Origin of the sequence: Mesorhizobium sp. L2C084A000 (assembly GCF_000502875.1) — a bacterium.
Taxonomy (GTDB): Bacteria; Pseudomonadota; Alphaproteobacteria; order Rhizobiales; family Rhizobiaceae; genus Mesorhizobium.
Genome location: NZ_AYWX01000001.1, coordinates 811,720 through 837,514 on the forward strand (window position 1 = coordinate 811,720; position 25,795 = coordinate 837,514).

Annotated in this window: 18 protein-coding genes; 7 read left to right on the forward strand and 11 right to left on the reverse strand. The window is 63.2% G+C overall.

The window, feature by feature from the left end; genetic code table 11:
* Window positions 1–62: 62 nt before the first annotated feature.
* From X735_RS161955 to X735_RS161940, 4 genes are all read right to left on the reverse strand, one after another.
* The gene (locus X735_RS161955) at window positions 63–1,715 is read right to left on the reverse strand and encodes a VWA domain-containing protein (RefSeq protein ID WP_023809190.1); all 1,653 of its coding nucleotides are present in this window, start codon (window positions 1,713–1,715) and stop codon (window positions 63–65) included.
* Between the two features lie 381 nt (window positions 1,716–2,096).
* Window positions 2,097–3,095, reverse strand: a complete 999-nt coding sequence (locus tag X735_RS161950) for a helix-turn-helix domain-containing protein (RefSeq protein ID WP_032908654.1) — start codon at window positions 3,093–3,095, stop codon at window positions 2,097–2,099.
* Between the two features lie 20 nt (window positions 3,096–3,115).
* Window positions 3,116–4,015 carry a bifunctional methylenetetrahydrofolate dehydrogenase/methenyltetrahydrofolate cyclohydrolase FolD gene (gene folD / locus X735_RS161945; RefSeq protein WP_023809192.1) on the reverse strand — a complete coding sequence of 300 codons (900 nt, stop codon included), beginning with the start codon at window positions 4,013–4,015 and terminating at the stop codon, window positions 3,116–3,118.
* Window positions 4,016–4,195: 180 nt separating this feature from the next.
* Window positions 4,196–6,742 carry a GumC family protein gene (locus tag X735_RS161940; protein WP_023809193.1) on the reverse strand — a complete coding sequence of 849 codons (2,547 nt, stop codon included), beginning with the start codon at window positions 6,740–6,742 and terminating at the stop codon, window positions 4,196–4,198.
* A gap of 198 nt (window positions 6,743–6,940) precedes the next feature.
* Between X735_RS161940 and X735_RS161935 the strand changes: the two genes are divergently transcribed.
* Complete coding sequence (locus X735_RS161935) at window positions 6,941–8,236, forward strand: lipopolysaccharide biosynthesis protein (protein WP_023809194.1); 1,296 nt, start codon at window positions 6,941–6,943, stop codon at window positions 8,234–8,236.
* 2 nt (window positions 8,237–8,238) lie between these two features.
* Here the strand turns inward: X735_RS161935 and X735_RS161930 are convergent, their stop codons facing one another.
* On the reverse strand, window positions 8,239–9,168 hold the full coding sequence (locus X735_RS161930; RefSeq protein WP_023809195.1) for a DUF6492 family protein: 930 nt from the start codon (window positions 9,166–9,168) through the stop codon (window positions 8,239–8,241).
* Window positions 9,165–9,959, reverse strand: coding sequence for a WecB/TagA/CpsF family glycosyltransferase (locus X735_RS161925; protein ID WP_023809196.1), 795 nt, complete (start codon window positions 9,957–9,959; stop codon window positions 9,165–9,167). Before X735_RS161925 ends, X735_RS161930 begins: the two co-directional genes overlap by 4 nt.
* A gap of 1,476 nt (window positions 9,960–11,435) precedes the next feature.
* On the opposite strand from X735_RS161925, the gene X735_RS161920 reads away from it, so the two are divergent.
* The 3 genes from X735_RS161920 to proC are packed head-to-tail and all read left to right on the forward strand — an operon-like array spanning window position 11,436 to window position 14,612.
* Window positions 11,436–12,434 carry a glycosyltransferase gene (locus X735_RS161920; protein WP_023809197.1) on the forward strand — a complete coding sequence of 333 codons (999 nt, stop codon included), beginning with the start codon at window positions 11,436–11,438 and terminating at the stop codon, window positions 12,432–12,434.
* On the forward strand, window positions 12,403–13,737 hold the full coding sequence (locus X735_RS161915; protein ID WP_023809198.1) for an O-antigen ligase: 1,335 nt from the start codon (window positions 12,403–12,405) through the stop codon (window positions 13,735–13,737). Before X735_RS161920 ends, X735_RS161915 begins: the two co-directional genes overlap by 32 nt.
* 59 nt (window positions 13,738–13,796) lie before the next feature.
* Window positions 13,797–14,612: a pyrroline-5-carboxylate reductase gene (gene proC, locus X735_RS161910; RefSeq protein ID WP_023809199.1), complete on the forward strand. Its 816-nt coding sequence runs from the start codon at window positions 13,797–13,799 to the stop codon at window positions 14,610–14,612.
* A gap of 3 nt (window positions 14,613–14,615) precedes the next feature.
* Here the strand turns inward: proC and X735_RS161905 are convergent, their stop codons facing one another.
* Window positions 14,616–15,932, reverse strand: a complete 1,317-nt coding sequence (locus tag X735_RS161905; RefSeq protein WP_023809200.1) for an NAD(P)H-dependent oxidoreductase — start codon at window positions 15,930–15,932, stop codon at window positions 14,616–14,618.
* 339 nt (window positions 15,933–16,271) lie between these two features.
* Between X735_RS161905 and X735_RS161900 the strand changes: the two genes are divergently transcribed.
* The 3 genes from X735_RS161900 (at window position 16,272) to X735_RS161890 (ending at window position 18,518) form a co-directional block, all read left to right on the forward strand.
* Entirely contained in the window at window positions 16,272–17,678 is a 1,407-nt protein-coding gene (locus X735_RS161900; protein ID WP_023809201.1) for a PTS transporter subunit IIC, read from the forward strand.
* A gap of 73 nt (window positions 17,679–17,751) precedes the next feature.
* Window positions 17,752–18,213 (forward strand): PTS sugar transporter subunit IIA, encoded by a 462-nt coding sequence (locus X735_RS161895; protein WP_023809202.1) that lies wholly within the window; start codon window positions 17,752–17,754, stop codon window positions 18,211–18,213.
* A 17-nt stretch (window positions 18,214–18,230) separates the two neighbouring features.
* The gene (locus X735_RS161890; protein WP_023809203.1) at window positions 18,231–18,518 is read left to right on the forward strand and encodes a PTS sugar transporter subunit IIB; all 288 of its coding nucleotides are present in this window, start codon (window positions 18,231–18,233) and stop codon (window positions 18,516–18,518) included.
* A 48-nt stretch (window positions 18,519–18,566) separates the two neighbouring features.
* Here X735_RS161890 and X735_RS161885 read toward each other — a convergent pair whose 3' ends face one another.
* The 4 genes from X735_RS161885 to X735_RS161870 all read right to left on the reverse strand — a co-directional run bounded on the left by X735_RS161885 (window position 18,567) and on the right by X735_RS161870 (window position 25,714).
* On the reverse strand, window positions 18,567–19,961 hold the full coding sequence (locus X735_RS161885; protein ID WP_023809204.1) for a multicopper oxidase family protein: 1,395 nt from the start codon (window positions 19,959–19,961) through the stop codon (window positions 18,567–18,569).
* A gap of 244 nt (window positions 19,962–20,205) precedes the next feature.
* Entirely contained in the window at window positions 20,206–20,835 is a 630-nt protein-coding gene (locus X735_RS161880) for a hypothetical protein (RefSeq protein ID WP_023809205.1), read from the reverse strand.
* Between the two features lie 119 nt (window positions 20,836–20,954).
* Complete coding sequence (metH, locus tag X735_RS161875) at window positions 20,955–24,764, reverse strand: methionine synthase (protein ID WP_023809206.1); 3,810 nt, start codon at window positions 24,762–24,764, stop codon at window positions 20,955–20,957.
* Between the two features lie 131 nt (window positions 24,765–24,895).
* Complete coding sequence (locus tag X735_RS161870) at window positions 24,896–25,714, reverse strand: alpha/beta hydrolase (protein WP_023809207.1); 819 nt, start codon at window positions 25,712–25,714, stop codon at window positions 24,896–24,898.
* Window positions 25,715–25,795 lie beyond the last annotated feature (81 nt).

Sequence of the window (25,795 nt, forward strand, 5' to 3'; positions counted from 1 at the left end):
TTCTGCGTAGTTCATGAAAAAGGGCGGCACATGGCCGCCCTCTGGCGGTTGTGCATACGCTTCTAGTGCACGGTTAGCTCCGCTCGCTCGCCGGCCTTGACCGTCACGTTGCCTTCTTTGGAACTGTTATCGGATTTCTCCGAGACGACGGCATAGTCACCCGCCGGGATCGCTGCCTGATACTTCTGGTCGAATGCATAGCCAAGCGACTTGCGGTTGCCGTTGATGTCCTTCTTGGCCTCGAAAATCTCGATCTTCGAGGCTCCGGGCGCGGTGATCGCCAGCACGCCGGCATTCATTGCGACCTTCAGATCCTGAAATTCGCCCACCTTGACAGTGAACGGCTGCTCGACGACGGCGAGATCAACCGCCGCAATCAACACATAGTCATCGGGTGGCAGATCGAATTTGCTGTCGGGTCCGTAGGCATAGGTCACCTCGTCCCTGGTTCCATCGATCTTCTTTTTTGCCTTGAGCACCTTGAAGCCGATGCCTGAACCGTCCGCCTTGTCGCCGCCGGCAGCATAGTAAGCATTGGCAACGACATGGCCGACACCGGCAATCATGTCCTTTTCCACGGTCTTGCCGGCAGCCAGCGGAATCGTCTCGGTAGCCGCGCCCTGCCCGATCGTGACAGTCACCTTCTGGTCGCCGGCCGGCAACACGGCTTTCGTCGTCCCATAAAAGGTCGCGGGCATGTCTGCACCCGGATAATCGATGACGACAGCCGCGCCATCGACGACATCCGCCCCCGCGCTCGGTCGCGGGTGGATGATGAGCGTGCCGGCATTCAAGTTGAAAAGCGGCTTGTAGACCTGGCCGGCCTCGATCTTGACCTTCTGCTCGGTTTTCGCCTGGCCGTCACTGGCCACGACGATATAGTCGCCCGGTTCCAGATTGGCCTTATAGGCACCGTATTCGGTGCTGACGTAGTCGCCGCGCGTACCGTCGGGTTTGGCCTTGTAGATTTCCCAGGCGTTGCCGTCAGTGACGGGATCGCCGCCCTCGGCAAGCACCGCTATCGGCAGGAAATTGAATTCCGCTTTGGCCGGCTCCGGCGCGGGCGCAGGTGCCGGAGCCGGTTCAGGAGCAGGCGCCGCCACTGTCTCGACAAGCGCCTCCTGCAACGCCTTCTCGTCGGAGGCCTGGATGTATTTGCCGCCGGTGTTGTCGGCGAGGCAGGCGATCTGCTTGCCCTCGTCGGCGGTGAGGCCGAAACCGACGACATCGGCGGTGAAGTCGACGCCGGATGCCTCGAGCTCCTTGCCAAGCGCGCAGGGATCGCCGCCGCATGTTTCGAGCCCGTCGGTGATGAGCACGACGGTCGCCTTGTCCTCGGTGTATTTCAACGCCTCGGCCGCCTGCTTGACGGCAGCGGTCAGCGGTGTCTTGCCGAGGAATTTCAGGCTGTCGGCGGCGGCCGAAATGGCGCTGCCCGAACCTGCCTGCGGCGGCACGATCAGCTGGATGTCGTCGCAGCTGCCCTTTTCACGATGGCCATAGGCCATGAAGCCGATCTCGTCGTCGGTGGGGACCGATTGAAGCACGGTTCGAAGCGACTCTCGGGCGATTTCGAGCTTGGGCTTGCCGTCGATCTGCGCCCACATCGAGCCGGACGCATCGAGAATGATGATGACCTTGTTTGCGGCGAAGCCTAACGTCGTCATCGACAAAAGGAGGATCGCCGCAGCGACGCCCCGTGCAAGTCCCGCCATCGAAATCTCCTAAATCCGCCCCTGATCCGGGCGGCAAGCTATTTGACGCGGCGCCGGGACACAAGTCCGGGCGCCCGGTGCGTAGGGCTGCGGACCCAGCTTAACAAAAATACTGGCGACAGCCAGTTCGGCGGTGTCGGCAGCCTTTTTCCCCGGTAATAGGAATTTTTTCTTGACACCATGCCCTCAGCTAAGGTACATATTTGGCTATGGTGCTGATTTGCGCCGGTGGCCCGCCGCAATAGGCGGGTTTTTTCGTTTGATGCACCCGTCAGCCTACGCGCGGCGAAGGCTCCGAAAGAACCCATTAACCCGAATTCATGGCCCTGGCCCAATGCGCCGGGGCCGAATGCCGCACTTTTCAACGAAAACGAAACCCGCTCAGTAAGTCGTGCGGCGCTCTTCCGAGGGCGGCCTGCCGAATTGCAGCCGGTAGCTCTGGGCGAAGTAGGAATGCGAGGTGAAGCCGGTCGCGATCGCCACGTCGAGGATCGGCATGTTGGTCTGGCGCAGCAGTTCGCGCGCCCGCTCCAGCCGCAACCGCATGTAATAACGGCCGGGCGTGACGCTGAGATGGCGCAGGAACAGGCGCTCGACCTGGCGCACCGAAAGGCCGGCGGATTTGGCCAGCTGTACCGCCGACAGCGGCTCGTCGAGGTGGTCGGCCATCAGTTCGACGATACGCCTAAGCTTCTCCGACTTGCCGGTCAGGTCGCGTTCCGGCCCGACGCGCTGACGGTCGCCGGCCGAGCGGATGCGTTCGTGCTGGAACTGGTTGGCGACGCCATTGGCGAGGTTCGAGCCGAAATCGCCGCGCACGATCTCCAGCATCAGGTCGATCGAAGTGGTGCCGCCGGCACAGGTGTAGCGCTTGCGATCGATCTCGAAGACGTTGCCGGTGCAGTTGATGTCGGGGAAGCGTTCGACGAAGCCGGCACGGTTTTCCCAATGGATGGTGCAGCGATAGCCTTCGAGCTGGCCGGCCTCGGCCAGCAGATAGGAGCCGACCGACAGGGCACCCAGCGCATTGCCGCGCCGGCCCCAGCTTCGCAAAGCCGCCAGCACCTTGCTCTTGCCGGGGAATTCCGTCGTCAGCCCAACCGAGACGAACAGGATATCGACCGGCGGCAGGTCGGCAACGGCATAGTCGATCTTGAGCGGCAGGCCGTTGGAAGCCATCACCGGATCGCCATCGGCCGACACCGTCGTCCAGCCGTAGAAGTCACGGCCGAGCAACCGGTTCGCCGACCGGAACGTATCGATCGCGGCAGCCAGCGAGAACATGGAGAACTTGTCGACCAGCAGGAATGCGAACTGCCGGCCACCTTGAACGGGGTCCGCGATGACCGGCCGTTCTGAGGGAACACTGGGGTTCGGCAAAGCTGCGGCTTTCTGGCGGGTCAGAAGGACGGCCGTTTCAATCCGGCCGCAAGGTAGGCCGAGGCTAACGTATTGGCCATCAGCATGGCAATGGTCATAGGCCCGACACCGCCAGGCACCGGCGTGATGGCGCCGGCGGCCTTGGCCGCTTCGGCATAGGCGACATCGCCGACGAGGCGGGACTTGCCCTCGCCCTTCTCGGGTGCGGGAATGCGGTTGATGCCGACATCGATGACGGTAGCGCCTGGCTTCACCCAATCGCCCCTGATCATCTCCGGCCGGCCGACGGCCGCGACCAGAATGTCGGCGGTGCGGGCAAGTGCCGGCAGGTCTTTGGTACGGCTGTGAGCGATGGTGACGGTGCAGTTGGCGGCGAGCAGAAGATTGGCCATCGGCTTGCCGACGATGTTGGAGCGACCGACGACGACGGCATTGAGGCCGGACAAATCCTTGCCGCGCACACGTTCGATCAAAAGCATCGAGCCGGCCGGTGTACAGGGCACGAAGGCAGTCTCGAGTTCACCGGTGCCGAGCTTGCCGACATTGATGAAGTGGAAGCCGTCGACGTCCTTTTCCGGCGCGATGGTCTGGATGATCTTGCCGGCGTCGATATGGGCAGGCAGCGGAAGCTGCACGAGGATGCCGTTGATGGCGGGATCGGCGTTGAGGTCGCCGATGATCTTCAGCAATGCCGGTTCCGAGGTTTCGGCCGGCAGCGTGTGCTGGACGGAATGAAAGCCGCATTCCTTGGCGGTGCGCGACTTGGACGCGACATAGACCTGGCTGGCGGGATCCTCGCCGACGATGACCACGGCAAGACCGGGCTTGGGCTTGCCCTTGGCGACAAGCTCGGCCGTCAGGGACTTGACCGTCCCCACAACGTCCCCGGCAACGCTCTTGCCATCAATCACTTCAGCCATGGACCACCCTCAACACCAGAATGCCCAAGCGCGTCGCTTCCGGAAGCGACGCGCTTTTCGATCTTTCACCGCGTGGCATTTTCACGAAAATTCCATCATGCAATCCCGCCAAAGCGCCGTCCCATGCCGTTTACGCGAAACCGGCATGTTTTTGTACGGCACCGCGCAGATTTTTGTGGCTCAGAAGTAGCGGCGGCGCGCGCGGCTCTCGGTCAGTTCGCGAACCGCTTCGCGGAATTCGCGCAGGCTGGCGCGGATTTCCTCGATTGGCGCTTGCTGCTCGGCATCCTCCGCGGCCCGCGACGGCTCCGCCGATTGCTGATGAGGCTGAGGCGCCTGTTGCTGCTGGAGGGGCGGTTGTGGATAGGACTCGGAAGCAGGCTGAGCCGGATCGGGCTGCTGCCCGGCGTTGGCGGCCGGCATCGATGGCAAATAGGGATAGCCCGGCGGCTGCGCGTAGCCCAATGGCTGCGCGTAGGGATAGAGCTGCGGCCCGGAATATGGCCGCTGCGTCACCATGGGAGGCGGCAGTGGCGGCTGCGCCGTCTGCTGCGGATGGCCGCCGGGCTGGAAAGGCGGCGCCGGGTATGCTGTCGCGGCCGCCTGCCGAGGCTCGAAGGCCGGCGCCGACTGGGGATAAGCGCGGTATTGCGGATCCTGCATTGGTTTCGCGTTTTCGGCAGAGGCCCATTCAACGGTATCGAACGGCTCCTCCCGGGATGGCCTGCGGGAGACGGACTTATGCAGTCTCGACAGCAAGGCACCGATCCGGCCGGGACCTTCGGCCGGCGAGACCTCGGCTTGCTGGACAGGCGGTGGCGCGGCCGGCGGTGGTGATGCAGGCGGGGGTGTCGATGGCTGCGGCGCTGGTGTTTGTGGCGGCGCCGGCGGCGCTGCCCGATATGCCTTGTCTTCGTAAGGCGTCCGGCGTTCGTCCGTGCCATGGTCGCGGCGCGAGCGCGAATTGGCGGTGTCACGCAGGCTCTCATAGGCGCCACGCATGGCTCCGAGGCCAATGCCGGAGGCAAAGCCCAGCAACAGGCCGCCGAGCGCGACCACGACCCGCGACGGCCCGTTTGCCTCGAGCGGCGCGAAGGCCTTCGAGATCACGTTGATGTTGGCTGTGTTGATGTCCTTCTGCTCGCCGGTTTCCTTGGCGCGCAGCAGATACTGTTCGTAGACGGAACGCTTGGCGGTCGCCTCGCGCTCCAGTTCGCGCATCGACACCAGGTCGCTGTTGACGTCGCCGCTGCGGACCTTCAGCTGCGCCAGGCGAGAGGCAAGGTCCTGTTCGAGCTGGACCGCGCGCTTGAGGTCGACCTGCAGCGACGAGCCTATACGGCGCAGCTCCGCGGCGATGCGGTCGCGTGCGCCGGCAATCTGGGCATTGAGCGCCTGGAGTTCGGGATGACGCGGGCCGAACCGGATGGCGGCGCGGTCAGCCTCCTGCTTGAGCGACGCATATTGCGAACGCAGATCGCTCATCGTGTTGGAGTTGATCTCCTCCGGCAAGGTGCCGGTGAGGACCGAATTGACGTCGACCGACCGCGCCGAAGCGGCCCGGGCATTCAGCTCCAGCGTGCGGGCGCGGGCAATCGACAGTTGCTCGTTGAGCTTCAGCATCTCGTCATCGCTGATGAGATGGCCCTGCGCGTCGACAAGGTCGTGCGTGGCCCTGAAATCTTCGACCTTGCGCTCGGCGGCCTCGACTCCCTTGCGCAACTCGTCAAGCCGGGCCGTCAGTTCGTCGGTGGCGCGGCCTGCGGTGTCCGACTGTATCTGGCCGAAAGTCTGCAGAAAGACATCCGTCATCGTGTTGGCGATGAGGGCCGATTTCTCGCCATTCTGCGTGGTGGCACTGACGGTGATGACGAAGGTCTTGCCGCCGCGCTCGACCGAAAGGCTCTCGGCCAGATTGCCGACAGCAAGCGCGCGGCGGCGGGCGTCGTCGACACCGCCCGGCCCGTCATTGCGGGACAGGACGGAGCGGATGAGCGACATGACGCTGAGGCCGCCGCCGTCTTGCCCATTGAATTCCGGATCATTGACCAGATTGAGCTTGTCCACGACCTTGTTGAGAACGGTGCCTGATGTCAGCACCCGGACCTGGTTCTCGACGATGGCCAGCGTTGCATCGGAAGCCACGACCGACTGGGTGAGGTCGCGATCGGTGAGCTTCAGGTCGCGTGGGTCGACGATCAGTTCGGTGGTGGCTTCGTATTTCTTCGGCGTCGACAGCGCGATGGTGATGCCGAGCGCGGCGCCCAGTATCGTCGTCGTCACGATCAGCAGCTTCGACTTGCCGACACCGCGCACGACCTGCATCGGGTCGATCAGCGGCTTCCACTGCTGGCTGTCCATGCCGTCGTTTCGGGATACCGACGCGTCGCCTGCAGCGTAAGGGTCCGATGCACGATCGGCGCGACGGGCGCCAGCGGTTTCGGCGGCACCAATTTGTGTCCGTGGCGTGGTTTGCGCGCGGTGCGGCGATGAAGCCCGCTCCTGATGCCCGTCGGTCGCGACCGGATCCGACAGTTTCGGGTTGCGCGCCTCGCGCTGCGAACGGGCGAGGCGATGACGTGTGGCGGCATCCTCGCGCCATGACGGGTCTGCCCGGTCGCCTATCGAGACCAGCGACGCGTCGGGTTCGTCGCCGCGCACAGCCTGGCCAAGCGCCAGCAATGAGCGCTCGCGCTTCCAGTCTTCGCGGTTTTCCCTGTCGACCATCGTCTGGAACTTTACCTTTGGCGACCTGCAAACGGCGATTGGCCATTCGTTAAGCCACGCTAAACAGGCATGGAAAACAAAAGGTTAATTTTCCCGCGCCGAAGCGTCGGTTTCTCGCTTCGGTTGCATCTATTTTCGACACAAGCCCAAGCTCCAGAACGGCACGTTAAGTTTTCCGGCCTAGGCTCTCCTCGAGACATGACGCAGGCCAGTGACATACCGCAAAGGCGGCCCCTCGCCCGGATCGGCAGCTTTTTGGCCGAACGACGGGGGCTGCTTCGCGACTATTTCTCGGCGATCAGCGGCGCCGGCGGGCGACTGGTGTTTTCGCTGGCCTATTTCATCGCGTTGGCCAACACGCTGTCCATTTCCGAATTCGGCATGTTCGCCACCGCATCGGCGGCCGGTGTCATGCTGTCGCGCATCCTCGCTTTCGGGTTCATCTCGGCGCTCTACCGCACCGCCACCATCCGCCCCAATCTGATCGGCACCTTCTCCGCCGGCTTCCTGCTGCTCGGCGTGCTGTCGCTGCCGCTGCTGGCCGCGGCCTCGTTCGGCGTCTATCTGCTTTTCTTCGCCGACACCGTGCCGCTGTCGGTGTTTGCGGCAATCGTCTTTGCCGAAGCGCTGTTGTGGCGGCCGGTCGAGGTAGCACTGATCGTCAACAACGGCCTGGGCAAATTCGGCCGCGCCGCGCTGCTGGCCATCCTGGCGACCGCGCTGCGGGCGCTCGGCGCGGTGCTGTTCATGTTCTCAGCACAACACAGCGTCTGGATATGGTCTTGGTTCTATATCGGCGCCAATGCCGCCTCGCTGCTGATTGCCTTCGGCTTCTTCTACCCGCGCCAGAGGCTGCGGCTGCGGGTCGCTCTGTATCTTCGGCGATTGGCCGATTCCATCTATGTGGCCGGCGCCGAAGTGCTGTTCTACCTGCAGATGGAGTTCGACAAGCTGCTGGTGCTGGCGATCGGCGGCCCGCATCTGGCTGGCATCTACGCCATCATCATGCGGCTGGTAGACCTGACGGCCATTCCGATCCGCACCTTCTCGATGATGCTGGTGCAGCGCATGATGCGCGCACCGGAACTGTTGTCACGGCTGGCGGTCAAGAGCGGCATCGAAGGCGGTGTGTTCGCGGTCTCCACGGCAGCGCTGCTGACGCTTGGCATCGTGCTGCACTTCTTCCCCAACGCACTCGGCAAGAATGTCGCCGAGGCTGCCCCGCTGGTGGTGCTGGCGATCTGCGTGCCGGGACTGCGCAATCTTGTCGAATACCAGGCCGAACTTTTGTTCGCGCGCGGCCAGACGCTGGTACGGGCGCTCAATCTCGGCCTGCTCGCCGCGCTGAAGGCACTGTTGCTGACCTATGTGCTGACGACCATCCTCGACACGCCGAATCTGGTGCTATCGCTCAATGTCGTCTTCCTGCTTCTGTATCTCGCCTCGACGCTGCTCACCTATTCGGCGATGCGCAAGCCGGCGAAGGCGATTTAGCACTAAGAGCGGTCTAGCCCGATCAGACGGCGGATGCGGCCGATGTCGGTGCCGATGAAGGACTGCATGCCGATCGCCACCTGCTCCGGCGCCATGGCGGCAACGAAGCGGCGGAACTCGTCATCCGAAAGCGCTTCGCCGGTCCAGTGCACACGGCAGAACTCTTCGGAACCGTGGAAGTGGCCGGCTCCGTCCAGCAGATCATCGACATAGCGGCCGTAGATCATGCATTCGGAGAATTTGCGCGCCCAGCCGACGACCTCGACCCAGTCGCGGCCATGGACCTTCTCGATCTCGCCGCACATGGCCAGCACGCTGTCGCGCCGCCACGCGATCAGCGTCGAGATATAATCATGGATCGACGTCCGGGACGGGTCGATGCCGAGTGCCGATCCCGCATTGCGCGACCAGATGCGATGCTCCTCATGACCTTCGTCCGCCAGGACACCGTCGCGGCGAAACAGGCGCACCTTGCCGTCGCGCCAGAAGGCGCCGCAGTCGAAAGGTTTGAGGAAAGCGACGTCTGAATCGCAGAAGATGAGCACGTCTTGAGATGCATGCCCCGAGATGGCGATGCGGCGCAATTGCTGCACATGCCAGCCGCGCAGCGGCTGGGTCTTCAGGCTGAGCCAGACGCGCCGGCGAAACAGGCTGAGCGGATCGTCGACGGCGTGCAGCCAGCGCGGCAGCAATTCACGCTCGTCGACGACCGTGCGGCGGCCGGTTTCCAATTGGCGAAACAGACTGACGTCGCGATGTTCGACCAGGATGTAATGGTGCGCCGCGCCCGAAACGTGGCGATCAAGTGTCTCGCACAGCAGGCGGCAGCGCTCGAAGTCGGGCGCGTAGCTTGCCGTCACGATTGCCGCCGTCGGTGTCTGCCGCAGCGGGCTTGGCTCGACAGCGGCACCTGGCACGAACCTGCTGTTCACTTGATATCCCTCGCTGCTTCGGGTGTCCGCGAGAATTTCTGCCTGACGACGCGCAGCAGGAACAGGGGGTTGCCGACCACATAGCGGCGCCACAGGCGGCTCGGTTCGACAGCCAACCGGAACAGCCATTCGAGCCGCAGCCGGCGCATCCACAAGGGCGCGCGGGGCACCGCGCCGCTCAGGAAATCAAGCAACGCGCCGACGGCGATCGGCAGCGTGCAATGGCGCGCGTCGATGTGGCGTTCGATCCACAATTCCTGGCGTGGCACGCCCATGGCGACGAGCAGCACGTCGGGCCGAAGCGCGGCGATCCGGTCGACGATTTCCTGCTCCTGCGAAGCAGGGAAATAGCCGTCATGGATCACCACGAAGCTGTGCTGCACCGCCAATGCGGCCAGCTTGACCGACGCCGCTTCGGCATTGACGCGCGTCGCGCCGAGCAGGCCGACGGTGAGCGGCGTCGTTGAGGCCTGCAGGAAGGCCGGGACGAAATCGGTACCGTTCAGATTGTCGGGAAATGGCGCCCCGTAGAGGAGTCTCGCCGCCAGATCGATACCGATGCCGTCGGGCAGGATGAGGAAATCATCGAGTGCCTCGGCGAACACCGGGTCGGTATAGGCGATGTTGGCGTTGTGGGCGTTGAGGAAACTGACCTTGGTGAAGCGCCGCTCGGCAATCAACCGGTTCAGCAGGGCGATGGCATCGTTCCAGCGGACCGCAACCACCGGGATGCCAAGGATCGTCTTCAGCTTGTCGAGCCCGGACGCGGCGCGGGCGGAATGCATGTTCACGCAAACGCCTCCTGCCTGACGGGAGCGAGTTTTTCGAGGCCGAGCCGGATGGCGGCGTCGAGCGCCTTGACCTGCGAGCCCCGGAACGCGCTGCCGTCAACGTCGCGGATGTCGGCCGCCGCGGCCTCGAGTGCCCTGGCGAAGGCGGCGGGATCGTCGGTGACGACGCAATTGGACGGACGGTGGTCGATGCCGCGCAGCGAACGGCTGGTGGCGACGGAAGGCAGGCCGAGCTCGAAGGTTTCGATTGTCTTCAACTGGACGCCGCTGCCTGCGGTGCTGATCAGCGGAATGACGGCAGCACCGCGCACGAACGCCTGCGCGTCGGGCACGCGGCCGACAAATTCAACACCCGGATGCTTCGACGTGACGCCCGAAGGCATGTGGCCGGCGATGCGGATGCGAAAGTCGGGCCGCAGATGCGGCACGACTTTGCCCAGGAACCAGTCGAGGCCGATGCGGTTCGGCTGCCAGGTCCAGGTGCCGATCAGGGCGGCGTCGCAGTCGATGCGGCGCGGGCCTTTCAGGGTTGGCGCGTGGGCACCGGTCACCAGTGGCAGCACCGCCGAGCGGTCGTGCGAGGCGACACCGAGGGCGGCGCGGTCTTCTTCGGCCAGGGTGAAGACGAAGCGCGCCCGGCGGCAGAGACGCTCTTCGACGATCTTGAGCAGCCTCGCCTCGCGGCGAAACAGCAGGCGCTGGAAGAGGCTGCCAGCGGCAGCGGCATTCTCCCGCGCCGAAAGATGCTCGACATTGTGGGCAACGAAGATCGAAGGCCGGTCGGTGAACAGTTTTTCGAAGGCACCGGCGAACTGCACGGAATTCANAGAAGACGGCATACGAGATCACTGTGTGACTGGAGTTCAGACGTGTGCTCTTCCGATCTCATTGTGGGCAACGAAGATCGAAGGCCGGTCGGTGAACAGTTTTTCGAAGGCACCGGCGAACTGCACGGAATTCAGGACATAGCCATCAACCGGTCCAGCGCGCTCAATGGCAGCGAGAACATCGCTGTCGGACACGGCGCGCAGCTTGGCCGAGGCGAAGGTGAGGCCCGAAAGCAGCGCCTTGCCGACCCAGGCCAGCTTTTGCCGCGCGGAGGCATTGTCCGTGCGCACGTCGATGGCACCCAGAACCACGGTGTTTTCGGGGTCGGCCGCGGGTTTTCCCGGCCAGGTGAAGCCGATGACGGTTACGCGCGCGCCAGCGCGCCGCAAGGCAGCGATGATCGCAGCGTTGGCGATCTCGTAGCCCGAGGCGAGAGCGCCGTCAGGCACGATCGATGTGGCGAACAGCAGATGCATCTCACCTATCCTGTGGTGTAGCCGGTAGCAAAGTGCGGTGAACCCTTGATTAAGCCAGCACATTCGACGGCCGAAAGTCCCTGTCTGGCGGGCTTCTCCGTGGAAGGTGATTAACGAAACCTTATCAACCGTGGTGCTACCAGAGCCCAACTCACCATGTGGCTGGACGCGGATGATCCCTTTGCCATCGGACGGTTCGGTATCGATCGCTGGACGCACGCCGCGGCTCGACGTCGAGGCCGTCGAAGCCGTCGTCACCTTGCCGACCTTCAAGCGCCCCGAGCAGGTGCTGGAAACGCTGGCGTCGCTGCGCGCGCAGCAAACCGGCAGGCGCTTTGCCGTGATCGTCATGGAAAACGAAGCCGAGGCGCGGGCCGGCGCCAAGGCAGCGCTGCCGCTGTTCGAGCGGGGCGAAATGTCGGGCCTGGTGATCATCGCGCATGAGCGCGGCAATTGCAGCGCCTACAATGCCGGCTGGCAGACGGCCATCCTGCAATTCCCGAACTTCAGGCATCTGCTGGTCATCGACGATGACGAGATCGCCGATCCGCAATGGCTGGAACGGATGTGCCAGGCTGCCGAAACGCTTGGCGCCGATATTGTCGGCGGCCCGCAGGTGCCCATGTTTGCCGACCCTGCCCATGCGCGATGGGCCGAGCATCCGGTGTTCGCGCCGCCTTATCGGGAAACCGGACGCGTGCCGGCGCTCTATTCGTCCGGCAATCTTCTGGTCGGGCGCAACGTGCTGATCGCCATGGGTCCGCCCTTTCTCGATCTCAGATTCAACTTCATGGGCGGCGGCGATTCCGACTTTCTCAGCCGGTCGGCGCAAAAGGGCTTTGTTCTGGGTTGGTGCGCCGAGGCCAAGGTGCTGGAAACCGTTCCGGCGCGGCGTATCGAAGCCGACTGGATCCGTGCCCGCAGCCTGCGCAACGGCGTGATCTCGACACTGGTCGAAAAGAAGAAGCGTGCCGGCACGCCAATGGCCGGCGCCAAAGTGTTGCTGAAGAGCCTGGCACTGCTTGCCGCTTCGCCCTTTCGCGGCCTGATCCGGCTGGCGCGGACCGGATCGCCTGATATCGCCATCTACCCCGTCCATGTGGCGCTGGGCCGCGTGCTGGCCGAATTCGGATATGCCAATGAGCAATACCGCCAGCCTGAGAAAAACTGAGCACGCGCCGCTCAGCGCCGCGTTCACGCGCGAAGGCGTGGCCACCGCCATTGCCGCGCTGCTGTTCACCGTCATCATGGTGTCCTTCCGGCCGTTCCAGCCGGGCGGCGCAGAACTTACCGGTCAAGGCGGCGACATCGTCAACCAGCTTGGCTTCGGCTCGCTCGGCGCCATGTCGATCTTCTCGCTGATGGCCTTTGCCGATCCGCGCGTCGTGCGCTCGCTGCTCAGCCCATCCTGGGTGCTGATGCTGGGCTTCTTTTTCCTGTCGGTGGTCCTGTCGACCGATCCGCCTTCGGCGATGCGCGCCGCCTCCTTCACCCTGATCGGCATCCTGACGATGGCGACGATCCTGGTGCTGCCGCGCGACGCCGAAGCCTTCTCGAAGGTGATCATCTTCACCGCCGTCGTGGTCATGGGCCTTTCCTATCTCGGCCTCATCGTCTTTCCGCACGAGGCGATGCACACCGCCGACTCGCAGGAGCCCGAGCATGCCGGCCTGTGGCGCGGCGTGTTTACCCACAAGAACATCGCCGGGCCGATCATGGCCTGCCTCAGCTTCGCAGGCCTCTATCTCTACCGGCGCGGACAGCGCTACTGGGGCGCCGGGATCTTCCTCGCAGCGATGATCTTCATGCTGCACACCGGCTCCAAGACGACTGCCGGCCTGGTGCCGTTCTCGATCCTGATCGTGATGTTCCCGAGCCTGATAGGCATGCGGCTCGGCACGCCGATCCTGTTTGCGCTGGCGATCGTCGCGACAGCGGTCGGCACGCTGGGCATCGTCTTCCTGCCGCCTGTAAAACATCTGGCGGCGATCTATTTCCCCGGCATGACCTATACCGGCCGCACGACGCTGTGGGAGTTCGCCGGCAGCATGCTGGCGAGGAAGCCATGGACCGGCTACGGCTATGAAAGCTTCTGGGGCACGCCGCTCTTGCTCAACCAGGACCAGCCCTTCGACCGGCCGTGGGACATCAGGACCATCGTGCACGGCCATGACGGCTATCTCGACATCGCCGTGCTGATGGGCATTCCGGCACTGTGCGTGGCGGTCTACACTTTCCTCATCGCGCCGCTGCGCGACTACATGCGCATTCCGTTGCGCAGGGAAAACATCTTTCTCGGCGACTTCTTCATGATGGTGGTGCTGTTCACGGCGCTGAACGCCTTCCTCGAAAGCTTCTTCTTCCATCGCGGCGACCCGGTCTGGCTGTTCTTCGTGCTCGGCGTGCTTGGCCTCAGGCAAGTGTCGCTGCGGCCAATCGCGGTACGCGATCCCGATCGTGGCTCGCGATCCTGACAGGGCTTCCCCAGGGAAGCGCCAGCGTCTATGTGATGGCTTCCTTCGGAGGGCTTTCGATGACGATCAGACTTGTTCTCGCCGGCTGCGGCAATATGGGCTACGCCATGCTCTCGGGCTGGCTGAAATCCGGCAAGCTTGCGCCGTCGGCGGTCTTCGTGGTCGAGCCCAATGCCGATCTGCGCAATCGCGCGGCAGCGCTGGGCTGCGCGACATCAGCCGATGCCGATGGCATACCGGCCGATGCCGTGCCCGATCTCGTCGTCATCGCGGTGAAGCCGCAAGTGATCCGCAACGTGATTGCCGCCTACAAGCGCTTCGGCGACGGCCGCACCACCTTCGTCAGCATCGCCGCCGGCACGCCTGCCGCCACCTTCGAGGAAATCCTCGGCAACCGCGCGCCGGTCGTGCGCTGCATGCCCAACACGCCCGCGGCGATCGGCAAGGGGATGATGGTGGTGTTCTCCAACAGACTGGTGTCCGACGATACCAAGCGTTTCGTCGCCGACCTTTTGTCGGCGAGCGGCGAAGTGGCCACCATCGACGACGAGGGCTTGATGGATGCGGTGACCGCCGTGTCCGGATCGGGGCCGGCCTATATCTTCCATTTCATCGAGGCGCTGACCGTGGCCGCCGAGAAGGCCGGGCTGCCAGCCAAAACCGCCAAGCTGCTCGCCATGCAGACCGTCTACGGCGCTGCCTCGCTTGCCGCAGAAAGCAGCGAAGAGCCGGGCGTGCTGCGCCAGCAGGTGACCAGCCCCAAAGGGACGACGGCCGCGGCGCTGGAGGTGCTGATGGGCGAGGACCGGCTGACAAATCTGCTGACGCAGGCGGTGGAGGCGGCGCGGTTGCGGTCTGTCGAGCTGGGGAAATAATCCTCAGCTTGCCCCGTACAGCATCTCGTCCTGCAGCCGGCGCAAGGCGAACAGCCTCGTCGTCTGGTCGGGCGATGCATTGTCTGACGTCAGCAACTCACCTTTCCTGACCGGTTTCAGCACCTTGCCGCCCTCGAGCAGGCCGACCGGCACAGCGCGCCGGGCGCGGGCTTCGCCGACGGTCATGGTCCAGGAGCGGTAGCAGGTCTCGCCGATCGCATCGAAGGTCTCGCCGGCGGCAAGGTCGCGCTTGGCGACGGCGCACACTTCGGCCACCGGCCTCGGCAACGGCACCATGTCGGGCTTGCCGAAAAGCACGATGCGGGCGGCGGTCAGCGGCACCTCCAGCGACGTCAGATGATAGGGCCGGAACAGGCTGTAATAGGGGCCGTGGCCGATATGCAGATCGTCCATGCGCTCGATGATGCGCGGATGCGTCGCCTCGACGATGACGAAGACGCCAGGCGCGACGCCTTTGCCGACCGTGTAGTCGACGACGCCTTTCTTCAACAGCAGACCGCCATCCTCGCGCGGAATGAGCACCTTGGCGAGGTCGTCGCGGTCGGCCTTGGGGCCGTGCATGCCGGGCACATCGGGCACCAGCCCGGTGGCGTTGGCGATGGCGCACATCTCGACCATGGTCTTGGAGCCGTCGACGAACTCGACCAGCATGCGCGGGTTCATGTTGCGGCGGATCGCTTCGGCGCGATAGTCGTCCGGCACGGCATCGTGGTTGAGCGGGTTGTTCTTGCCCTTGCCGGCCGAGACGATGGTCAGCCCGAGTGCCGACGCAAACTCGATCAGTTCCATGCAGCTCGACGGCTCGTCGCCCGCACCCACCGAATAGACGACGCCAAGCCAGTCGGCCTGCTGCTTCAGATAGCAACCGATGGTGACGTCGGCCTCGACGTTCATCATCACAAGATGCTTGCCGTGCTCCATCGCCATGAGGTCGAAGTCGGCGGCGACACCCGGCTTGCCGGTGGCGTCGATGACGACGTCGATCAGCGGATTGGTGACCAGCATCTCGTTCGAGGTGATGGCGATCTTGCCGCTCTCGATGGCGCCGGTGACTTTCGACGCGGTGTCGGCTTCGACCGCCATGGCTTCATCGCCATAGGCGATGCGGATGGCATCGCGCGCGGTGTGCGGGCGGCGCGTCGAGACGGCGCAGATCGAAATGCCTGGCATCAGCATGCCTTGCGTGACCAGATCGGTGCCCATTTCGCCCGAGCCGATGACACCAATGCGCACCGGGCGGCCTTCGGCGGCACGCCTGGCGAGATCACGGGCAAGGCCGGTCAGGGCGACGTTGATCATGCAGGAATGTCCACAGCTTCGTGATTTGGGATCGGATAGCAGGGAACGGGTTCTATTTGCCAACGAAACCCGGTCGCGACCGGCAATTTCCACGAAATCGTCTCGGAAGGGACGTCCTTCGGGGCTCGATTGGCCGAAGCGCAACCAATTGACATCGCAGCGAACAACCCCAATAAAACATTCGTTTGTCAACAAAGGCAAATGTTCACCGACGCGACAGTCGGGAAGCATTCGCCTCTGGCGCAAATTGGGGAGTGTCTTTGCGCCACGGCGTCAAAGGCTGGATGGAGCATCATTGCGAGGCGTCGAGCGAAGGCTCGCGGCTCCAGGGGAGGAAAAATGGATACTGTTCTCGCGGGCCTCAAAGGGGCCATCGATACGCTTGGCCCGACGATCCTGCTGCCGATCGTCATTTTCATCATCGCCGTGGCTCTGGGCGCCAAGGTCAGCAAGGCTTTTCGCGCCGCCGTCACCATCGGCGTCGCCTTCATCGGCATCAATCTGGTGCTTGGCCTGATGTTCACGTCGATTGGCGATGTCGCCAAGGCCATCGTCACCAACACCGGCATTCATCGCGACATCATCGATGTCGGCTGGCCCTCCGCGGCCGCGATCGCCTTCGGCTCGTCGGTCGGCCTCTGGGTCATTCCGGTCGGCATCCTGGTCAATATCGTGCTGTTGCTGACACGCATGACGCGCACGCTCAATGTCGACGTCTGGAATTTCTGGCACTTTGCCTTTGTCGGCTCGCTGGTGGTCGCCGCAACCGACAATCTGGCCTATGGCATCGCGGTCGCAGCACTTGTCGCAGCACTCTCGCTGCTGTTCGCCGACTGGTCCGCGCGCGCGGTGCAGCAGTTCTACGGCGTGCCCGGCATTTCGGTGCCGCATCTCGCCTCGGCACAGATTCTGCCGATCGCCATTGTGCTCAACTGGATCATGGACCGCATTCCCGGGATCAACCGCATCAACATCAACACGGACACGATCGAGCGCAGGTTCGGCGTGTTCGGCGAACCTGTCGTGATGGGCCTGATCATCGGCCTCGTGCTTGGTGCGATCGCCTTCTACAATGCGGGTGATCTCAGTGTGGTGCTGGCAAAGGTTCTGGGCACCGGCATGACGCTGGCCGCGGTGATGCTGCTGCTGCCGCGGATGGTCAAGATCCTGATGGAGGGGCTGATCCCCGTTTCCGACGCCGCACAGGCGTTCGTGCGCAAGCGCACCGGTGACCGAGAGCTTCTCGTTGGTCTTGATTCGGCGATCCTGATCGGCCATCCGGCCGCGATCTCGTCGTCGCTGATCCTGGTGCCGATCGCAATCATCCTGTCCATCATCCTGCCGGGCAACCGCGTCATCCTGTTCGCCGACCTCGCGGTCATCCCCTTCATCGTCGCCATGACCGCGCCGCTGGTCAAAGGCAACGTGTTCCGCATGGTGGTGATCGGCACGGTGACGCTGGCCATCGGCTTCTACGTCGCCAACGCGCTGGCGCCGCTGTTCACAAGCGCTGCTGTCGCATCGGGCTTCAAGCTGCCGGCGGACGCGCTGCAGATCACCTCGGTGGTCGACGGCTTCCTGTGGGTGCCTTGCGTGGTCATCGAGGCGATCCAGGGGATGGGGCTTGTCGGCATCATCGTGATCGCGGTGGTCATCGCGGCATTGTTTGTCCTCTACCGCCGCAATCCGCTCGGCTGGGAGCGGGCCGCGGGCGCCGAGGACGAGCCGGCCGAAGAGACGGCCTGACCTGATAGCGTCCACCCTTTAAACCGATCGTGCGCCCTTTCCGGGGCGCACGATTTCATCGACGGAGCAAAGAATGTCTGACGGCCTCATGCAACTTCTGGACCCCGATGCGATCGTGCTCGGATCCGATGCATCGACCAATGAGGAGATCATCCGCATCCTGGCGGGCCGGCTCGAGACGCTCGGCTATGTCAAAAGCTCCTATGCCGACGCGGTCGTGCGCCGCGAAATGACCATTCCGACAGGACTGCCGCTGGAGCGCGCCGACAATGTCGCTGTGCCGCACACCGATCCGGAACATGTGCTGAAGCCTGGCATCGCGCTGGGCACATTGAAGCAACCGGTGACCTTCGCCAACATGGAAGACCCCGACGAGAAGCTGCCGGTCGGCTTCGTCTTCCTGCTTGCCATCAATGACAAGGACAAGCAGATTGAGGCGCTGCAGGCCGTCATGGCCACCATCCAGAACCCGCAAGCCTTGGATGACTTGAGGTCGGCCAGAACCCTCGAAGACGTGCGAGCCGTACTCGGCTGAAACAAGGAGAAGCAGAGATGTCCAGACAGAAAACCATTCTCTTTGCCTGCGGCACGGGCATCGCCACCTCGACCGCGGTCAACGTCGCCGTCACCGAGGAAATGAAGAAACGCGGCCTCACCTTCAACGCCCAGCAGGCAAAGGCCACCGAAGTGCCTGGACTGGCCGACAATGTCGACTTCATCGTCGCAACCACACCGATCTCCGCTTCGGTGACCAAGCCGGTGATCAAGGGCCTCGCCTTCCTCACCGGCATCGGCAAGGACAAGGTGCTGGACGAGATCGAGGCGCAGTTGCGCAAATAAGGTCACAAGCTATCGCGGAGGCTACACGGCTTCTGCGAAAGAACAGGCTCAGACCACTCGGACGTAGCTCGTCATTCCCGATTTCTGATGCTCGATGATATGGCAGTGCAGCAGCCAGTCCCCGGGATTGTCGGCGACGAAGCCGAGCTGAACCTTTTCGTTGGGCTGGATGAGATAGGTGTCGGAAATAGCCGGCTGAACCTGGCGCGTCGAGGATGACAGCACCTTGAAGCTCATGCCGTGCAGATGCATCGGATGGGATTGCGGCGTCAGGTTCTCCATGTTGATGACGTAGCTTTGGCCAAGCTTCAGTTCGGCCAGAGGCGCGGTCGGATCCTTGGTGTCGCCGGGCCACGGCACTTTGTTGATGGCCCAGAAACTGTAGCCAAGCGAACCGCAGATGCCATCGCTCGGGACGTTTTCCGCCGTGGCGCTCAGTGCCAGGGAAATATGCCTGGCGCTGGCGAGATCCACTTTCGCCACCGGATTGAGCTCCAGCGGAGCAACATCCCGAATGTCCCGTTTGAGGGATTTTCCTGTCGCGTGCAGGGTTGCCAGGATTTTAGGCTTGGTGCCCCTGACATCCCTCAAGCTGACGATCGCGCCTTCCTCGTCGGGCATGCGTATGGCCAGTTCCATGCGCTGTCCAGGTCCAAGCAGCAAGGCGTCGGGCGAAAAACGTTCAGGCACCGGATTGCCGTCGAGCGCCATGACACTCGCCTCCGCACCGTCGACGCGAAAAGCGTAGATACGCGTCACGTCGGTGATGGCGACGCGCAGCCGCACCAGTCCGCCGGCCGGCGCATCATATTGCGGCTGGTCGAGCCAGTTGGCGGTGCGCACCGTGCCGTAAGTGCCGGTTCTTGCGGCATCGCGCGGCCGGAACTGATCGATGAACTGACCGTCGTCGCCGAGGCGCCAGTCGCGCAGGTTGAGGACGATTTCGGCATCGAATTTCGGATCGCTTGGATTTTCGACCACGATCACGCCGGTCAGGCCGTGGCCCATCTGCTCCAGCGTGTTGCAATGCGGGTGGTACCAGAAGGTGCCGGCGTCCGGCGGCGTGAAGGCGTAGTCGAAATGATCGCCGGTGTAGACGTAGGGCTGGACCAGGAACGGGACGCCGTCCATCTTGTTTGGAACGCGAATACCGTGCCAGTGGATCGTCGTCGGATCGTCGATCGCGTTGACAAGGCGTGCGGCGAAGGGCTCGCCTTTTTTCATCCTGAGCACGGGCGGCATTCCGGCGTTGCCATAGGTCAGCACATCCCTGGTCTGGCCGACATCCATCAGCTTCGCCTGGATCTTTGCCGTCTGCAAAACCACCGGCTCAGGCGTGGCAGCGGCCCAGCCGCCAAGCCGACCCATGGCCGAAAGCCCGACCCCGCCCGCGCCGGCTATTGCTGCCGTTTTCAAAAGCCTGCGGCGTGTGAGTAAGGTCATTCGGCGCTCCAACTGCAAAGGCGACTGCCCGCGAAGGTGTAACCGCCGCGCCATGGATCACAAGCCGGGAACCCGCGCAAATTCTGTTGAACGCATGGCGTAAGCCAGACTGCGCCATTCAGCCTCCTCATCCTGGCTGAATTCGAGGATGAAAAGGACGGCAACGGGGCGGCTCGGAACGGAACTTGGTCGACCGGGAAGATGACACCAGGGCGGTTAAGCGCCGTTAGCCACACCTTCAGATTTAGGACCCTTTGCGGACACGTTCCGAGTTGGTAAGGGCTTCACCCAGTCGTCCCACCGTCTGCTTCAAAGCCTTTTCAGCTGAATCAGTGAGCGTTTTTGCTCCGCCTTCGCAGAATCCGCCAGCGTCACCTTGAGCATTTCCTTCGCCTGCAACAGTTGAACCCAAGAGCCGACCTTTAGGTCCATCGACGATAATAGATGCCGCAAGTTGAACTTCTGTTTCCATTCCGGCGGTCCAGAATCCAGGAACGACGCGAAGTCGGCCATCGAGTTCTTCGCCTTTGACGATTATCATGCCCTTGGCACTCTGAGCGGCTAAATCAGCCCGGTCGACGGGCTGTTCAACGATCTGCAATTCCGTGACAAGGGTCTCGAAGGTCTTGGTGACCGAGCCCTTGAAGCCGGACCGCAGATCGAGCGGGAAGGTGTGAGCTGCGCAGTTCATGTCAGATGGCTTGATGTCGCGGCTCAAGGCACTCGGATCCACGTACAAAAGGTATTTGCCCGGTAGCTTGTCACCGTACGACGAATACACGTTGTATGAGGCAATCGGCAGCGGCTCGGCCTTGTATTGGCAGCCGGTGACCGTCGCGGCCAAGGCCGCGAATACAGTAAATCGTAATTTCATGATTATCCCCCCAAGCCCTTTTATACAAAATCAAAGGGCGAGGAGAATGTCTAGAAATCTTTGATCCCCGAAATGTCGGCGGCTCCAAGTAGCTCCGTCAAACTGCAATAACACAAAAGCTATTCAGCCGCCTCGGCATAGTGTGCCGGCACGTAGTTGAGGATGGGGCCGAGCCAGCGCTCTACCTCGGCCAAGGGCATTGCCTTGCGGCGTGCATAATCCTCGACCTGGTCGCGTTCGACCTTGGCGACGCCGAAATAATAGCTTTCGGGATGCGCCAGATAGATGCCGGAAACCGACGAGCCCGGCCACATCGCATAGCTTTCGGTCAGGCTCACGCCTGCATTGCGCTCACCGTCGAGCAGCCGGAACAAAGTCGCCTTCTCAGTGTGATCCGGCTGCGCCGGATAGCCGGGCGCCGGACGGATGCCGCGATAAGGTTCGCCGATCAGCTCGTCCGGTGCCAGCGCTTCATCTGAAGCATAGCCCCAGAACTCCTTGCGCACCTTCTCATGCATCCGCTCGGCAAAGGCTTCGGCGAAGCGGTCGGCCAGCGCCTTGACCATGATCGAGGAATAATCATCATTCGCCCGCTCGAACCGTTCGGCGATAGCCACCTCCTCGATGCCGGCGGTGACGATAAAGCCGCCGATGTAATCCGGCTTGCCGCACTCCGCCGGCGCGACGAAGTCCGCCAGTGCGACATTGGCCTTGCCATCGCGCTTGGTTAGCTGCTGGCGCAAGGTAAAGAAGGTCGCCAGTTCCTGCGACCGCTTTTCGTCCGTGAACAGCCTGATGTCGTCGCCGACGGCATTGGCCGGCCAGAAGCCGATGACGCCGCGCGGGGCGAACCATTTTTCGGCGATGATCTTTTTCAGCATCGCCTGCGCATCCTCGAACAGCTGGCGCGCGGCGGCGCCTTGCGCCTCGTCTTCGAGAATTTTGGGATAACGGCCCTTCAGCTCCCAGGTCTGGAAGAACGGCGTCCAATCGATGTAGCGCGCGAGTTCGGTGAGATCCCAGTTCTCGAACACCTTGACGCCGGTAAAAGACGGCTTCGGCGGCTCGTAGGCAGACCAGTCGATCCGGTGCGCATTGGCCCTCGCCTTGGCCAGCGGCAGCCGTTGCTTGTCGGCTTCGGAGCGGGCATGTGCATCCGCGACCTTCTTGTATTCGGTGCGCACCGTGTCGACATAGCCGCCCTTGCTCTCGTTCGACAGCAAGGACGACACGACGCCGACCGCCCGGCTGGCGTCGGTGACGTAGACCGTCTGCCCCTTGCTGTAGCGCGGGTGGATCTTCACCGCCGTGTGCACGCGGCTGGTCGTCGCGCCGCCGATCAGCAGCGGAATGTCGAAGCCTTCACGCTCCATCTCGGCGGCCATGTGCGCCATCTCATCAAGGGACGGCGTGATCAGGCCGGACAGGCCGATGATATCGACATTTTGCTCACGGGCCGTCTGCAGGATCCTGGCCGCCGGCACCATGACGCCGAGGTCTATGATCTCGTAATTGTTGCAGGCGAGCACGACGCCGACGATGTTCTTGCCGATGTCATGGACATCGCCCTTCACCGTCGCCATCAGGATCTTGCCTGCCGTCTGGCGTTCGCCATTGTCGATGCCGATGGCGGCGTTGGCCAGCTTCTCGGCTTCCATATGCGGCAGCAGTCCGGCGACAGCCTGCTTCATGACCCGCGCCGACTTCACCACTTGCGGCAGGAACATCTTGCCCGCGCCGAACAGGTCGCCGACGACATTCATGCCTGCCATCAGCGGGCCTTCGATGACATGCAACGGGCGCTCGGCGGCAAGCCGCGCTTCCTCGGTGTCGGCGTCGATGAATTCGGTGATGCCGTTGACCAGTGCATGGCCGATCCGCTGTTCGACAGTCAATTCGCGCCAGGCGAGATCGCGCTCCTTGGTTTCCTGGCCCGCCGTGCCTTTGAAGCGTTCGGCGATCTCCAGCATGCGTTCGGTGGCGGTGCCGCCGGCCTTGGGCATGCGGTTGAGCACGACATCCTCGCAGGCTTCGCGCAGTGCCGGCTCGATCGTATCGTAGACGGCGAGCTGACCGGCATTGACGATGCCCATGTCCATGCCGCGCTGGATGGCATGGTAGAGGAACACGGCATGCATGGCCTCCCGCACCGGCTCGTTGCCGCGGAACGAGAAGGAGAGGTTCGACACACCGCCGGAAATGTGGACATGCGGCAGCGTCGCGGTGATCTCGCCCGCCGCCTCGATGAAGTCGACGCCGTAATTGTCGTGCTCCTCGATGCCGGTGGCGATGGCGAACACGTTCGGATCGAAGACGATGTCCTCGGGCGGGAAGCCGGCCTGTTCGGTCAAAAGCTTGTAGGCGCGGGTGCATATCTCCACCTTGCGCGCTTTGGTGTCGGCCTGGCCATCCTCGTCGAACGCCATGACGACCACGGCGGCGCCATAGGCGCGCACGAGCCTTGCATGATGCAGGAATGCCGCCTCGCCTTCCTTCATCGAGATGGAGTTGACCAGCGGCTTGCCCTGCACGCATTTCAGGCCAGCCTCGATGATCTCCCATTTGGAACTGTCGACCATGACCGGGACACGGGCGATGTCCGGTTCGGCGGCGATCAGGTTGAGATACTCCACCATCGCCTTCTTCGAATCGATCAGGCCTTCGTCCATATTGATGTCGATGATCTGCGCGCCATTGGCGACCTGGTCGCGCGCCACGTCGAGCGCGGCGACATAGTCACCCGCCGTGATCAGCTTCCTGAACTTGGCCGACCCGGTAACATTGGTGCGCTCGCCTACATTGACGAAGGGAATTTCGTCCGTCAGCGTGAACGGCTCCAACCCGGACAGGCGCATCTTGCGCTCGATGTCGGGAATGGCGCGTGGCGGATACTTTTTCACCGCCTCGGCGATGGCGCGGATGTGCTCGGGCGTCGAACCGCAGCAGCCGCCGACGACATTGACCAGTCCCTCGCGGGCAAACTCCTCGATCTGCGCGGCCATGAAGTCCGGGCTCTCGTCATACCGACCGAATTCATTGGGCAGGCCGGCATTCGGATAGGCGCAGGTGAAGGTGTTGGCGACGCCTGAAATCTCGGCCAGATGCGCGCGCATGGCGTTGGCGCCGAGCGCGCAGTTGAGGCCGATGGTGAACGGGCTGGCGTGGCGCACCGAATGCCAGAAGGCCGTCGGCGTCTGGCCCGACAGCGTGCGGCCGGAGAGGTCAGTGATGGTGCCCGAAATCATCACCGGCAGGCGCACGCCCTTCTCGATGAAGATCTCTTCCGCTGCAAAGATCGCCGCCTTGGCGTTCAGCGTGTCGAAGATGGTCTCTATCAGGATGATGTCGGCGCCACCGTCGATCAGGCCGCGCAGCTGCTCGCCATAGGCGAGGCGCAGATCGTCGAAGGTCACGGCGCGATAGCCGGGATTGTTGACGTCGGGCGACATCGAGGCGGTGCGGTTGGTCGGCCCGAGTGCACCGGCGACAAAGCGGCGCTTGCCGTCCTGCTGCTCGGCCCGAACAGCGGCGCGCCGCACCAGCCGCGCGCCATCGCGGTTCAGCGCGTAGACGGCATCCTCCATGCCGTAATCGGCCTGGGCGATCGAGGTCGAGGAGAAGGTGTTGGTTTCGAGGATATCGGCGCCTGCGATGGCGTATTGATAGTGAATCTCCTCGATCGCCTTCGGCTGCGTCAGGATCAGAAGATCGTTGTTGCCTTGCTGGTGGCAGGCGCAGCCGGCGAAGGCCTCGCCGCGAAACTGGTCCTCGTCAAAGCCGAGGCCCTGGATCTGCGTGCCCATGGCGCCATCGAGGATGAGGATGCGTTCGCGTGCTGCTGCCGTCAGCGCGGCAAGCACTTCCGAGCCGTCCGGTTTTGCCGCGACGGGGCCGAACAAATCGTCCAGCGATGCAGAATTCTGCGACATTTTTTATCCCTTTGGCGACAGGCCTTTTCATGTCACATAAGGATATCTTTATGTCAATATACGGTAGGTGCGCGTGATTGTCACCCACCTGTCTCGAAGGCGGGGTCTGTGGCGCCGGTTTTCCGACGGACCTACGCTCTGTCGAAGCTTGCCAGGAAGCGGGCGAAGACCGGATTGAAGCGATCCGGCGAATCCCAGAACGGCGCGTGGCCGGATTTGTCGAGCAGATGGGCCTTGCCTTCCCATAGATTGGAGAATTTCACAGCGGAGACGAAATCGATGTTGACGAATGGCTCGTCGATGCCGTTCAGAACGGCGATCGGCGGCGTCTTGCCGGCCACGATCTCGCGCTGGTTCCGCCCGGTGCCGGCCGCGAACTTTTCGAACATCAGGCGCCGCGCCCTTCCATCGGTGCGCGCCACCGTGTCGATGAGAAACGGCTCGAACGGCTCGCCGCAGGTGCTGCGCGCATAGGCCTCGACATCCGCGTCAGTGAAGGTTTCCTGCCCGGCAAGGTGCATATGCGGGCTCGGCTTGAAGCCGTTGCCGACCTCCTCGGGCGAGACGGGCGGCGTGCCGGTGATCATCAGGCCAAGCAGGCCGGGAAAGCGGTCGATCATCTCAAGCCCGATATGGCCGCCGAGCGACCAGCCGAAGACGATGGCCTTGTCGATGCCGAGCACCCCGAGCACTTCGGTCATGGCGTCGGCATAGCCTTCCATGCTGTAGGAACGCTCCGGATCGATCGCATCGGCGGACGCTCCATGGCCGGGCAAGTCGGGAGCGATGAGATGGTAGCGCTCGCCCAACATGCTGTCCAACTGGTTGCGGAAAACGGCGCTGGAAGATGAATTGCCGTGGATCAGCATGACAGCGGTGCCTTCGCCACCGGTCTGGCGAACCGCGATCTTGCCGTGGCTGGTTTCAAGGGTCTTCTGCGAGATCGCCATTGTCCGCTCCGTCGGGGGAATTGCCCTGTTTTAATGCAGTTGCGCAGCAAAGCGCCATGGCTTCCAAACCTTTGCGGGAAC

What these genes read in the sequence shown, in the direction of transcription:
- X735_RS161870 (WP_023809207.1), bottom strand. Translation starts at nt 25,714, where the DNA reads ATGGCGATCTCGCAGAAGACCCTTGAAACCAGCCACGGCAAGATCGCG.
- X735_RS161895 (WP_023809202.1), top strand. Translation starts at nt 17,752, where the DNA reads ATGTCTGACGGCCTCATGCAACTTCTGGACCCCGATGCGATCGTGCTC.
- folD (WP_023809192.1), bottom strand. Translation starts at nt 4,015, where the DNA reads ATGGCTGAAGTGATTGATGGCAAGAGCGTTGCCGGGGACGTTGTGGGG.
- X735_RS161905 (WP_023809200.1), bottom strand. Translation starts at nt 15,932, where the DNA reads ATGATCAACGTCGCCCTGACCGGCCTTGCCCGTGATCTCGCCAGGCGT.
- X735_RS161900 (WP_023809201.1), top strand. Translation starts at nt 16,272, where the DNA reads ATGGATACTGTTCTCGCGGGCCTCAAAGGGGCCATCGATACGCTTGGC.
- X735_RS161915 (WP_023809198.1), top strand. Translation starts at nt 12,403, where the DNA reads ATGAGCAATACCGCCAGCCTGAGAAAAACTGAGCACGCGCCGCTCAGC.
- X735_RS161940 (WP_023809193.1), bottom strand. Translation starts at nt 6,742, where the DNA reads ATGGTCGACAGGGAAAACCGCGAAGACTGGAAGCGCGAGCGCTCATTG.
- X735_RS161935 (WP_023809194.1), top strand. Translation starts at nt 6,941, where the DNA reads ATGACGCAGGCCAGTGACATACCGCAAAGGCGGCCCCTCGCCCGGATC.
- X735_RS161880 (WP_023809205.1), bottom strand. Translation starts at nt 20,835, where the DNA reads ATGAAATTACGATTTACTGTATTCGCGGCCTTGGCCGCGACGGTCACC.
- proC (WP_023809199.1), top strand. Translation starts at nt 13,797, where the DNA reads ATGACGATCAGACTTGTTCTCGCCGGCTGCGGCAATATGGGCTACGCC.
- X735_RS161955 (WP_023809190.1), bottom strand. Translation starts at nt 1,715, where the DNA reads ATGGCGGGACTTGCACGGGGCGTCGCTGCGGCGATCCTCCTTTTGTCG.
- X735_RS161920 (WP_023809197.1), top strand. Translation starts at nt 11,436, where the DNA reads ATGATCCCTTTGCCATCGGACGGTTCGGTATCGATCGCTGGACGCACG.
- metH (WP_023809206.1), bottom strand. Translation starts at nt 24,764, where the DNA reads ATGTCGCAGAATTCTGCATCGCTGGACGATTTGTTCGGCCCCGTCGCG.
- X735_RS161885 (WP_023809204.1), bottom strand. Translation starts at nt 19,961, where the DNA reads ATGACCTTACTCACACGCCGCAGGCTTTTGAAAACGGCAGCAATAGCC.
- X735_RS161890 (WP_023809203.1), top strand. Translation starts at nt 18,231, where the DNA reads ATGTCCAGACAGAAAACCATTCTCTTTGCCTGCGGCACGGGCATCGCC.